At 40.5% G+C, this 12323-nt stretch carries 10 protein-coding genes and 1 pseudogene; 5 read left to right on the top strand and 6 right to left on the bottom strand.

Annotation, left to right across the window (positions count from 1 at the left end):
• Nucleotides 1-51 precede the first annotated feature (51 nt).
• Nucleotides 52-219, bottom strand: a complete 168-nt coding sequence (locus ACSAZL_RS10550) for a hypothetical protein (RefSeq protein WP_440948620.1) — start codon at nucleotides 217-219, stop codon at nucleotides 52-54.
• Nucleotides 194-1399, bottom strand: coding sequence for a nicotinate phosphoribosyltransferase (gene pncB / locus ACSAZL_RS10545; protein ID WP_440948619.1), 1206 nt, complete (start codon nucleotides 1397-1399; stop codon nucleotides 194-196). The genes ACSAZL_RS10550 and pncB overlap by 26 nt, the downstream gene beginning before the upstream one ends.
• A gap of 255 nt (nucleotides 1400-1654) precedes the next feature.
• On the opposite strand from pncB, the gene ACSAZL_RS10540 reads away from it, so the two are divergent.
• The 3 genes from ACSAZL_RS10540 (at nucleotide 1655) to ACSAZL_RS10530 (ending at nucleotide 5151) form a co-directional block, all read left to right on the top strand.
• Nucleotides 1655-2839, top strand: coding sequence for a trans-sulfuration enzyme family protein (locus ACSAZL_RS10540; RefSeq protein WP_440948618.1), 1185 nt, complete (start codon nucleotides 1655-1657; stop codon nucleotides 2837-2839).
• A 230-nt stretch (nucleotides 2840-3069) separates the two neighbouring features.
• Nucleotides 3070-3570 carry a type 1 glutamine amidotransferase domain-containing protein gene (locus tag ACSAZL_RS10535; RefSeq protein WP_440948617.1) on the top strand — a complete coding sequence of 167 codons (501 nt, stop codon included), beginning with the start codon at nucleotides 3070-3072 and terminating at the stop codon, nucleotides 3568-3570.
• A 393-nt stretch (nucleotides 3571-3963) separates the two neighbouring features.
• A complete protein-coding gene (locus ACSAZL_RS10530; RefSeq protein ID WP_440948616.1) occupies nucleotides 3964-5151 on the top strand; it encodes a CotH kinase family protein in 1188 nt (395 codons plus the stop codon).
• Between the two features lie 460 nt (nucleotides 5152-5611).
• On the opposite strand, the pseudogene ACSAZL_RS10525 reads toward ACSAZL_RS10530, so the two are convergent.
• Nucleotides 5612-6159: pseudogene (locus tag ACSAZL_RS10525) on the bottom strand (transposase); the annotation flags it as partial.
• A 686-nt stretch (nucleotides 6160-6845) separates the two neighbouring features.
• On the opposite strand from ACSAZL_RS10525, the gene ACSAZL_RS10520 reads away from it, so the two are divergent.
• Nucleotides 6846-7244: a transcriptional regulator protein gene (locus ACSAZL_RS10520; RefSeq protein WP_440948832.1), complete on the top strand. Its 399-nt coding sequence runs from the start codon at nucleotides 6846-6848 to the stop codon at nucleotides 7242-7244.
• 230 nt (nucleotides 7245-7474) lie between these two features.
• On the opposite strand, the gene ACSAZL_RS10515 is transcribed toward ACSAZL_RS10520, so the two are convergent.
• Entirely contained in the window at nucleotides 7475-7699 is a 225-nt protein-coding gene (locus ACSAZL_RS10515) for a hypothetical protein (RefSeq protein WP_440948615.1), read from the bottom strand.
• Nucleotides 7700-8538: 839 nt separating this feature from the next.
• Here ACSAZL_RS10515 and ACSAZL_RS10510 point away from each other — a divergent pair.
• Nucleotides 8539-9150, top strand: coding sequence for an orotate phosphoribosyltransferase-like protein (locus ACSAZL_RS10510; protein WP_440948614.1), 612 nt, complete (start codon nucleotides 8539-8541; stop codon nucleotides 9148-9150).
• 395 nt (nucleotides 9151-9545) lie between these two features.
• On the opposite strand, the gene ACSAZL_RS10505 is transcribed toward ACSAZL_RS10510, so the two are convergent.
• Nucleotides 9546-10352, bottom strand: coding sequence for an IS5 family transposase (locus ACSAZL_RS10505; protein WP_440945022.1), 807 nt, complete (start codon nucleotides 10350-10352; stop codon nucleotides 9546-9548).
• A 315-nt stretch (nucleotides 10353-10667) separates the two neighbouring features.
• Nucleotides 10668-11861, bottom strand: a complete 1194-nt coding sequence (locus tag ACSAZL_RS10500) for a hypothetical protein (protein ID WP_440948613.1) — start codon at nucleotides 11859-11861, stop codon at nucleotides 10668-10670.
• Nucleotides 11862-12323 lie beyond the last annotated feature (462 nt).

Genomic DNA, 12323 nt, shown 5'->3' with positions numbered 1-12323 from the left:
GGTCTGAGGAGTGAAACATTTCTTCCTGAAGCAGAATATTCGGTCGCTAAGTCAGGATTCTTCTCCTTCTTTTCCTTCCCTTGCTTTTTCCCCTCTTCTTTCCCTTCTTCTTTTCTTTTTTCTCTTACTTTTTTCCCTCTTCTTTTCCTTCTTCTTTTCCTTTTCTTTTTTCTGACTTTCTTTCTTCTTTAAGTCATTCATCCAGCCCTTTTCTTCCAACGATATAGTTTGCAACCCTCAGGGCGTCCCTTTCTCCGGTCTCTTTTTCGGGAGAGTCGCTTAATTTCACTACCGGGATGCCGTTAACACTGTGGAGTTTAATCACCATATTCAGGGGAGGGCTTTCCCGGAAGAATTCCGAATTATTGGTAAGGCTTGTGCCGATCCCGAAACTGCAGTTGATTTTGCCCTGGCAGTATTTTTTGAGTCGGACTGCGGCTTCGGCATTGAGGGCATCACTGAAGACTATTACCTTTTTCATGGGGTCGATACCCATTTTCCTGTAATGATCTATCACCCTGTCCACAAAGATGAAAGGATCTCCGCTGTCGTGCCTGAAACCATCGTAGGTTTTCGACAGCTTCAGGTCCATATCCTTAAAAAAAGCTTCAGAGCCGAAGGTATCCGTAAGGGCAATTCCAAGGTCTCCTTTGTAGACCTCCACCCAGTTTTCAAAAGCGAAGCGGTTAGCATACCTGAGCCCTATAAGCGCCGAAGTACCCATGATCCACTCGTGGCCTACGGTCCCGATAGGCTTTAAGCCGTATTTTTTTGCGAAAAAGACATTGCTAGTCCCTGTGAGGGTTTTTATCTGCAGAAGGGTTTTCATCACCTGGTCATGGAGTTCAAAGCTTCTCCGCCTGCGGGTCCCGAACTCGGCAAAAAGGCAGCCGTTTTCCTCAAGGGCCTTTCCGATTTCCAGAATTTTTTCTCCGTAGGCTGCAAGGACTGATTCGGAGGTTAAGGGTTTTTTTGTGCTCCCGTTCCATTCCTTCTCTATAGTCGTAAAGTAGAGCTCGGAGACCGCAGCCATAAGGACAATTTCCCAGAGAATCGTGCTGTGCCAGGGTCCTTTTATCCGGATGTCCAGTTCTTTTTCCTCGGTGAGGCAGACTTTTACTTCCCCGGGTTTGAAGCGGAAATTTTTGAGATATTCAAGGTACATGGGTTTTAAAAAAGAGCAGTTTTCACCAAGCCACTGGTATTCGTCTTCTGTCAGCATCAGGGCGGAAATCTCTTCGTCTATGACTCTCTGGAGTTCTTCTACAAACTCTTCGGAAAAGAGCTGGGATCCCCGGTTGGTAAAACGGTATTCTGCTTCTGCTTTTGGAAATAATTCCAGTACAGCCATCTGCATGGTGAACTTATAAAGGTCGTTATCAAGTATGGATTTTATCACGGAAGGCCTTCCTTTAACGTTTTAGTTTACTTCTGGCGCAACATCCGTAACTTCTCAGTAATATTGCGGCTTTTTGCTTCACGTATATAGCCTGTTATATTTTTAAAATTTCTGATGTACCTGCTTAAAAATAAGTTTTCTTTATTAAGTTCGGGAAGGCATCAAACTCCTTTCCTCTTTCTCCTTCCAAACAAATAATTACCGGAAAGACAGATAATTATTCTGGACATTAATTTTAACAGGGGTTTTTGGGATATGGAAAGAGAACTTAAGTTCGCGACAAAATGCGTGCATGCAGGAGAACGGCCGGACCCTGTCTTCGGGGCGCATACGACTCCGATATTCCAGACTTCAACTTTTATTTTTGAGAATGTCGAACAGGGGGCTGCCAGGTTTGCAGGAGAGGAAGCCGGGTACGTATACACAAGAATCCCTCCGAACACACCAACACATGCGGTCCTTGCTGAAAAAGTTGCTGTGCTTGAGGGCGGGGAGGCAGGACAGACCTTTGCTTCAGGGATGGCTGCAATAACCGCAGTCGTGCTCACGGTCCTGAAACAGGGAGACCACCTGATCTCAACGGATGTGGTTTACGGCTGCACCTACAGCCTCTTTTCAGAAGTACTGCCAGGGCTTGGGATAGATGTCAGTTTTGTTGACACATCCGATATAGAAAAGGTTAGGAAAGCCTTTAAGCCGCAAACCAGAATGGTCTTTCTGGAAACACCCGCCAATCCCACAATAACGGTCTGTGACATCAGAGAGATTTCCGGGCTTGCAAAGGCACAGGGGGCCATTTGCATCGTGGACAATACCTTTGCAACGCCGTATTTCCAGAAACCCCTTGAACTCGGGGCGGACATATCCCTCAGCAGCTGCACAAAATACATAGGCGGGCATGCTGACCTGCTTGGCGGAATCGTTGTAGGGAGCAGAGATTTTATGAAAAGCCTGGGAAAAGTTGTCGGATACACAGGTGGAATCATGGGCCTGCACGAAGCCTGGCTCTGCATCAGGGGACTTAAGACCCTGCACATCCGGATGGAAAGACATGCCGAAAATGCCATGAAAGTTGCAAGCTTCCTCGAGGCACATCCCGTAGTGGAATGGGTAAGGTATCCGGGGCTTCCAGGTCACCCCCAGTACGAGGTCGCAAAAAAACAGATGAGCGGCTTTGGTGGGATGCTCTCTTTTGAGATCAGGGGAGGAATTGAAGCCGGGCGCAGGCTTATGGACAGCGTCAAGCTCTGCTCCCTTGCAGTAAGCCTGGGGGCAACTGATACCCTTATCCAGCACCCCGCTTCCATGACCCATGCCTGCATTCCCGGGCATATAAGAAACAAGGTCGGAATTAAAGACGGACTTGTCAGGCTGTCTGTTGGAATTGAAGACCCTGAAGATATAATCGCAGACCTCGAACAGGGCCTTTCAAAAGTTTAATGCCGGAGAGGAAACGGATTCGACCCGTGTAAGTGAATTTCACCTGTTTTATTTTCAGAATCAGACAAGGTATATTTGCCGCGGGAATAATCTTTATTTCAACATAAAGAACATAAAACCAGAAATGTAAGACCAGATAATTGCAGGCCCAACGGAAAAACATGAACCAAAGCGAAACAGAAAAGCGTGAAACTTAAGCTAAAATAATGACTTAACAGGGGGAGTCTCATATGAAAGCACTTGTATTCGGAGCCGACGGTTTTGAAGACCTTGAACTTTTCTATCCTTACCATCGTCTGAAAGAAGAAGGTATAACCACACATGTAGCTTCTATGAAAAAAGGACCGATAACAGGAAAGCACGGCTATGAAATCAATGCTGATATCGCCTTTAAGGATATAAACCCTGCAGATTATGACATCCTTGTGATATCCGGAGGAAAAGGACCGGAAAAAATGAGGCTTGACAAAGACGCACTTGAGATTACAAAATACTTCTTCAAAGAAAACAAGCCTGTTGCTGCAATCTGCCACGGCCCGCAGGTTCTTGTCTCGGCAGGTGTGATAAAGGGCAGGAAAGCTACCTGCTGGATAGGAATCAGGGATGACATCATAGCTGCAGGAGCACAATACGAGGACAGCGAAGTTGTCGTGGACGGAAACCTTGTATCATCCAGAAATCCCGGAGATCTGCATGCTTTCGGAAGGGAAATGATCAAATTGCTGAAATAAACTTTTTGTAGGAGTATGGGGTTTTTGGGGTGGTAGACCAGACTGTATAGTCTGTATAAACCGAATAGGAGATTGGTGAATACTCGGTAAACAGTTGATATGATAGAGTACAGACTGTATGATTCTTGTTAATTTCTGTAACAGAGAGGTATACCGCTGATGAATTTTCTAATACCGAATTTTTTATAATTCTAAATATATATTCTCTTATTTTTTAATATCTTGCGTTCATAGGAATCAGTGGAGCTTATGCGATTGAACTAAAAATCAATAGCTGAAAGCCGTTAAATATAAAATTAGAACCTAGAGGTTTACTGCGAAGTGTTTATTGTACTTTTTTCACCTCGAGTAAGCCCTATGATTGTCAAATTCAAAGTGGGAAGGGGAAAAGGGATGAACAAGCAAGAATTATGCAACAGTTTCTATGATATGAACAATATGGTAACTGTCCGAATCACCATGCCACAAAGTGACTGGGAAGAGTTGAGAAACGCGGAGCCATACGGTGGAATATGTAACTATGCTTACACCGACGACCGGTATGATTGGTTTAAAACTACATCGGTAGAGATTGCAGGTTCCGCATTTCCTTCAGGAGGAGTTCACAGTTTTGAATCTGTAGCAATCGGGAAAAAGTCCTATTGCGGATCTTTTAGCACATCAAAGCCAGCTTTGAAACTGAATTTTTCGAAATATGTTTCCTCCAATGAAAAAGCGATTGAGGGTCTGATCGGTACACAGTACGTTACTCTTAACAACTGTGTACAGGATCCTTCGTACATCAGGCAACCGCTTGGATATTTCCTGTTCAAACAGGCCGGTCTTCCGTATTCGCGATGCAATTTTGCCAAAGTTTATGTTAATGGTACGGACTACGGGGTTTACCTGAACATCGAGCCAATCAAAAAACGCCACATACAAAACAACTTCAATGGCAACGACGAAGGAAATCTTTATGAGATTGACGAAGGTGAAGACTTCACCCGGTCTATCATTGACTCCGACCGAATCAGCTGTGAAAGTATGTCTAAGTACTCCAACATGAAAGACCTGGAGCTTGCAACCAGGGAAATCTCCGACAATGGTTTGTCAGGAATGGCGAGGGTCATAGACACCAATCAGTTCCTCCGATTCTTTGCGATGGAAGTTCTTTTGAAACACTGGGACGGATATACGAACAAATTAAACAACACGTATATATATAATGATGTTGTGGCTGTGAAGACTCCCAATGTCAACGATGTAAACTTTAAGTTTATCCCATGGGGGGTGGATCGGATACTGCAAGAAACCAAAAAGTTCCAGTTGTATGACGCCTCCGTTCTCGGGAAGCTTGTCTTTGAAGATGCCGGCAGTCTTGCTAAACTCAAGATGGAAATCAGAAATTACGCCAATACTATTTTTGACCGAGACAACTATAATAACGTGCTGAGTCCCTACATTGACCGGATGCAGAATATTCTCACCAGCTTCGGTCTAACAGAGCTGACCTCGGAAATCGAAGTTGTCAGGGAGCAGTTAAAGCTGGTAAGGTCTGGCGGATTTCAACTTATGGGTGAATTTTCACCAGCGTTGGTCTAACAGAGCCAACCTCGCAAATCGGTGTTGTTAGAGAGCGGTTGAGCTGGTTAAATCCGGTGGATTCCAACTATCGATAATAACCATTGGATTTCGCCTTCTTGCTCGACAGAGAAAGGGCAATTGTATTTATGCCAGCAATATCCAGTTTATCGGCGATACCGGAGGATACCAAGAAGTATATCATTATGTACCTAATACGGCTGCAGCGGACATGTGGTGTATTTCCCTGTCTGATCAATTGGGAATTTGTAAGTTCGAAACAGAGAATATGGTACATATACATATATTCATTGCAGTGCCACAGTGCATATTTCTAGCGGTAATCTGAACATTTATGGCTTTCGTTACTTGGAGTGGTAGGCAAAAGACCATTACAATAAATTTTAATTCCTAATGTCAATAGCCCCTCTTTATTTCTTTATTCAGAAAAGGCTTGTGACTCCTTTCTTTCGTTAATCCCTTAGTTTACGCCATCTGCACTAAAAGTACAGTTAAGGAACAGTAATTTAGGACAGAAATCCTCGTATCTCTATGAAAATTCTTCATAGAGTATACTTTCTTCGCCAATTTGAATACATCTTCGATTTATCTGACAGATCCAAACTCTTTCCATTTGCTTATTAGCTCTTTAAATTTTGCAAATATTTCTTTGTAGATTTTGATTTCGTTTTTAGTATCTGGTCTTAACCAAATACTTTCAGATGATATCTCAGCATATTTGAAATGTTCTTTAAATTACAGTTTTTCCTTGGGGAAATTAAAGATATCACCATGAACTCTCTCACAGATATAACGTAGTTTTCGTAGGAATAGTATCCTCTAGCAGCATAGATGACGTCTTCTGCTATTATTATTCTCCTTCTTTTGAGTTTTTTAAGTATTTCAGGATAAATTTTGGTTCTGGTACATTTGCTTCATTCATCAGAAATGCTAAAGTTTCAATGTTTGATATTCAAGTGCTAAAGTCAGTTTCATGCCAATTAAGAGTTTTCCGCATGTTGAGTGACCTCATTTGTATTTTTGTCATCAAAGGGAATTTTTAAGTTCATTTCAATAAAATTTGAGACCTTTTAAGACTTTAATTTGATTTTGAATTAATAAATAGGAGTTATTTATTTTAGATATAATAATATTCAGTTTAATTGGGATAAAAAAGGAAGAATAATCTCAATTCTATTGTGAAGTTAAGAGAATCCTATTTTTATATAATAAGTATATATTCTAATGTATTTATATAAACAGCAGAATATCTATTTGTTCGTGGGAATTCCGCTTTCTACATACAAAGCAAGAACTGAAAAACTGAGAACGTGCGTATTACGCATGGGGGATACCTGTTGATCCGGGTGAACTTCGGTCCGGTCAACGCGTACGAGTGCTTATGCGGATGAACAAAGGAACGGTCTCTGAACTTGAGATCATCGACTGAAGGAATAAGGGGAGTTCAATAAATCATGCCCGTTACAGATGTTTTTGAAACACTTAAATGTTTCTCCGGGATATTACGTGGTTAACCAGCGAATAAAGAAAAAGCGTTTTTATTATCTTCAAAATGTCAAAACGGCATCTTTTATCAGGCAAATGTATATATTTTGAAAATGTTTATAAGGTATAATCAACTTTATTGAGTAATTAAAAAAGCATTCTTTAAGTTGACACACTATCCATAAAACTAAAAATATCGAGGGGTTATCATAAAGGATTCTGAAGTAAAAATGTTGGACGAAAATGACCATACTTTTATTAAAGCATTAAGCGATCTTGGAATGTCAAGAAATGCCGCTACAACCATGGCATATCTTATGAATGTAGACGAAGCTTCATCCCAGGAAATTGAAATAAGTACCGGATTAAGGCAACCCGAAGTTAGTCTTGCAATGAGGTTAATGCACAATCAATCCTGGATCAGTGTGCGTTCAGAAAAAAAGCCTGGAAAAGGACGGCCGATGAAGATTTATTCTCTTACGGCTCCGGTTGATGAGATCATAAGTTATTATGAGGACAAAATTTACAAAGAATCTCAGGCAACCATCTCAGCAATCAAGAAGCTGAAAGTGATGAGCAAACAGGTGTTTCTCCCTCCCTCAAAGTGAAGGATTTCAAACAGGATTAGCTCCATAATGGCTGACAATCCTTTTTGGGAATTCGCTATTATGGAAAAAACATTTAACATGGACCATTTGCTTTTGGGTAACTTTGTTTAGCTTTTCTATCTGCTCATCCTTAATGTGCAGCTGGTCCTTCAATAGGCAAGGCCTTTATGCCGGATTTCCAACATGCCTATCCTTAACCTGGCGTAATCCTTTCATGTATGGTTTTGAGTTTAATAACGGACAGGATTAGAACCATACCTCGAACCTTTTTGTTCTTCATCCTCTACTTTTATTTTATACGATACAGTTTCACCAGCTGGTTTTTCTTCTTCTACTTTTATTTTATGCCAGCCACACAAACAGCAACGTTCTTTGCAATGCATGATGTGTTTTACAACATGAGCAAAACCTATTATCGCTAAGATATAACCCACTATTTTTATTAATTTATGCACAATTATTCACTCCTAGTTATTATTGTACCTTATCGTTTATGAAGATAAGCAAACAGGCAGAAAGCTGCCATTTAGCAAATATACAGCAAATGAGTTATGCGTGACTACAAAAACGAAACTTATCGACGAGATAGCAGAAAAGATGGTTTCTATAAGAAAGAAACATTTAAAAGTTATCTATTTGCAGCCCATACAGTTCCCCTATAGAGCTATCTGCTCATCCTTAATGTGCAACTTGTCCTCCAGAAGGCAAGGCCTACAAGCCTACAGTCCTGAAACCTATCCTTTCCCAATCGAGATCTCTGGCCTTTTAGACTAGCTTATAAGTATATATGCGTGGTCAGGTATGTCTAGGGTTACAAAAAGAAACTATGTTTGATTCCATCTTAACCTCGTATAAGCTCCGGCTTCAATAATAAGTGTCTTCAGCCATAGTGAACCGGCTGGAATATACCCCTGGTCTCGAGTTTATGCATCTTCTGTCATCGGTTAACGGATTTTATGCACAAGTTCGAATACCGTTTTATCAATTCTCAGATTTATACGTTAGATGTTGGCATAAAATTATCACCTTTAGAAGTTTTGTATCTTAACCGAATCCAAATAAAAAAGATTAGGGACATCATTATCTGGCAAAAGCAATGTATGGACTACGAGAAAACTTTTGATAAAGGGGAAGTCTGCCCCCATATGCAGCTTTCCTCTTAAAAAAAGAGGTAATTATAAAAGAGTCAATCTTAAGCTGAAAAAAAAGATATAACGCTTGATATTATAATTCTGTCTTAATTTAGAGATCCCGGAAATATAGCCGGATAAAAATTTCAGGTGGGAATAGAAGCATGAAGGATATAGAAGATTTAATCGAGAAAGCTGTAGAACTGCAGAGTAACGGGCTTATTACTGCCCAGATTGCCGATGAACTCAACGTTTCAAGAGAAACGGTTACCTGGCTCTTAACCCGTTCAAAAAAAGAAGAAAAAACCCCCGCTCCGAAAGATATTTCCGTAAACTGGAGCAGTATAGGGAAAAGTGCTAAACGTCTCCATAACATCTCTCTTGCGCTCTGCGACATGGTGTTTGAGACCATGGAAAAGGCAAACGCCGAGGTAGACGTGGTTGTTGGCATTGCTGCCAACGGTATTCCCCTGGCAAGCATGATGGCATATGAACTGGATGCAGATTTAGCGATTTACCATCGTAAAGGGCAGGGTGTCGTTCATACAGGTCACAGGGGGACCATAAGCAGAAATTTTGGATCCGTTGCCGGTAAAAACTGCATTATCGTGGATGATGTTATTACCACCGGTTCAACCAGTATGGAAGTTATTGAGCAGCTGAGAGAAATGGACGCAAAACCAAGAGTTATAGCGGTACTGGTCGACAAAAAAGGTGTAGATACAATATATAATGTTCCGATTCAGTCTCTTGTAAAAATTGCACGTTTGGACTGAAAAAGACCTGGGGCTTGTTACGAAACAACTTAGGCAACACATAATCATCTTAGAACAAAATCGATTGAACGCTTGCAAAAATAGTTAAGCAAAGCGTGAAAATGGACCTGAGTTATTTCGCTTTGGACCCTCAGCAGGTCAGCCTGTGCCTGAAGAGTTTGTCATCCTATAGATGAAACTAAGGCAAATTCTTCACGCCGGCTGTCCAAAATCTATCCTTATCCCAAACGATAGCCCTGGCCCTTTAGATTAGCCTCCGTGTATATGTGCATGGAAAGGATCATGCGATATAATGGCTTCTTATTCTCAAAAAAAGGAATGATCTCAATTAGAGTTCTGTTTTTTCAGGTTTGCACATAACATAAGAGCGTGTCTTAAAATTATTCTCCTTCTCTTTAATTCTTGATATTAGCGATTCTTTTAATCATTATTCTGATCATAGCCGCATATATCAATGCTTGACTTGATTCTGTTAATCCTTCGTAGTCTTTACTTAACCTTCGATATCTACCTAGCCATCCAAACGTCCGCTCTACTATCCATCTATGTGGAAGTACTTGAAATTCTTTGATATTATCTCTACGCTTAACTATTTCTAGTACCCATCCACATGTTATCTTGACCCACTCAATCAGTTTACCTGAATAACCAGCGTCAGCCCAAATAAGCTGTAATCGAGGGAATGCTCCATTAACTTGTTCCAGAACAAGTCTAGCACCATCTCGATCCTGGATATCTGCTGTATGAACCACAACCATCAACAGTAACCCTATTGTATCTACCAGAATGTGACGCTTTCTCCCTTTCACTTTCTTGCCAGCATCATACCCACGGACTCCTGGAGTTTCTGTGGTTTTAACAGATTGGCTATCTAAAATTGCAGCACTTGGCTCTGGTTCTCTACCATATGCAATTCTCAGTTCTATTCTCAGAACAGTATTGATATGTTCCCAAATTCCATAAATACGCCAAAGACGAAAGTAATGGTAAACAGTTTTCCAGGGTGGAAATTCGTGAGGTAGCATTCGCCAAGCACAACCAGAACGTAACAAATAGAAGATAGCATTCAATATTTCTCGATAAGAATGAACACGTTTTCTACCTCGATTTGTTTTGAGATCAGGAAAATAAGGATTAATTATTTTCCATTCTCTGTTGGATAAATCACTGGGATAAGGAAGCCTTATAGATCGTTTTGACATCGAAGAAAAACCAAGAGAAAAGGATTATTTAATTTTAAGACAGCCTCTAAGAGTACACTCTGTACTGGAGTAAAAAGCTAGCTCAATTGTCTGTCATTTCAAGCATATCGACATTTCTGTCTTTTCGATTTGAGGCTCTTAACTACTTCTTTTCGTCTCCCTTTTGTCCTGAAATCAAATTGTCGGACAGCTTTTTAGAATGGGGTATTTGTAACTTCCTTGCTCCCTAAATACAAAGCATTTATGCGATTTGTTGTTCCAGGAGATTTTTTATGTCTCTATAATAATTGTTAAATTTGCAACTGGTGTATTTTTTCAACTTTGAACTTTCCATCCCCTGGCAGTTAAATTATTTGCATGTGCTATTCCTGTTCTTGACGGTGCGGCATTTCCGGTTAAATCTACGTACCCGCCAGTAGTATTGTAAGAATCCAGTGTTTGGAATACCCCGTCTACTGCTGTTTGATTCAGCGAATTACGACTGGAATTTAAATAAAATAAACCAGGGTCATTGGAAATATTTAAACTTGTGAGGTCATTATCATAAATATTCAAAGTACATCTTCTACCAGCAGGAAAACACCCCGAAAAATTAGCCTCAGTATAATGATTATCGGATAGTAGAACGTTTTTCAAATTTGTTGAAATTAGGTGCAGAGTACCGCTCTGATTACCGTTCCATACATAAAAGTCTTTAAGGAGTGGAAACTGACTGACCGGGAGTGTGCTGGTCATCTGCGCGTTATCTCGAATGCATATATGCCATAGATGAGCCCCGGTAGTGCCCCAATTTATTGTATATGTATGACTTCTTTGAGATGCTCCGCGAAGATCAGCCAGAGAAGGAGCTTCCGACAGATCAAGATAGGAAATGTTGCAATTTTCGAGGCAAAGCCTGGTCAGAGAAGGAACGTTGCAGAGTCTGATGGTATCCAGTGATGCGCAACGAAAACACTCAACCGTATGCAGTGCCGTGAAGTTACTGAAATCCAGCGAAGTTATTGGATTATAACTCGATGCCCATACCTGGAGGTACGGTGCAACATTTTCTAAACCAGTAACAGCTATTACATTCTGTTGTTTTAAATTTTCTATTGTACCTGGACCTGGAGTTACTCCACCATCTGAACCATCATAACCTATATTGATCTTGGTCACTGCACTCCACGGTATTACTACCAAAGTGTTTTCTCTCGTTCCTTCTGAACCAAAATTTACATTAGGGGACGTAGAATCAGATGTTGAACCGTCACCAAATACCCATTGAATTTCAGGATTACCTGTAACTGTAATAATTGGTGAAAATGATGAACCGGCAGTAACAAACGTAATATTTGCCTCAGGTTCCGGAGGTATCACCTTTTCATCTGGACCGGCACTTGAATTGTTCTTATCCGAGCCCGAACTCGTACATCCCAGAGTAGAAGTAACTAAAATAATAATGGCTAACAATCCTGTAAATTTGATCCCAGAAATTCTATTAGAGAGTAGCATATTAGGGAATCGCATAATTAATCTCCTGATATCATTTACTTTGAAATTGCTTTTTCTGAAAACTTACACTATCAATAAATTGAGCTCAGGAAATTCTTCACTTTTGTTAAATATTTTAAGTATGACACCCCATTTATATTTAGTTGATGTCCTATCCTGGAACTACTATAATTATCTACTGATGGGAAAGAGAAGAGCAAAACCAAAGTTCACCAATGTTAACACATCTTCAAAAAAACGCGGAATTACTAAAAATAAATGGACATTAACAGGTTTGTTAAATTAAGGTTTTTCTCAAAATGACAAATAATTAATGAGGGAGTACCCTGGATCCGGAATATTTAAAAGACAGGATAACGACACCGGTCAACGCCAGAAGAAAAGTTAAGTCCTGGTAAGGATTCAAGACCGCAGTATGCCAGCGTATCGAGATTCGGGCGATCATTTAAATATTGAAGATTATATGTATAACAGGAT

It is taken from the genome of Methanosarcina mangrovi (assembly GCF_052057765.1).
In the GTDB taxonomy this organism is placed as follows: Archaea; Halobacteriota; Methanosarcinia; order Methanosarcinales; family Methanosarcinaceae; genus Methanosarcina.
This window is presented reverse-complemented; position numbering and strand designations above follow the sequence as displayed.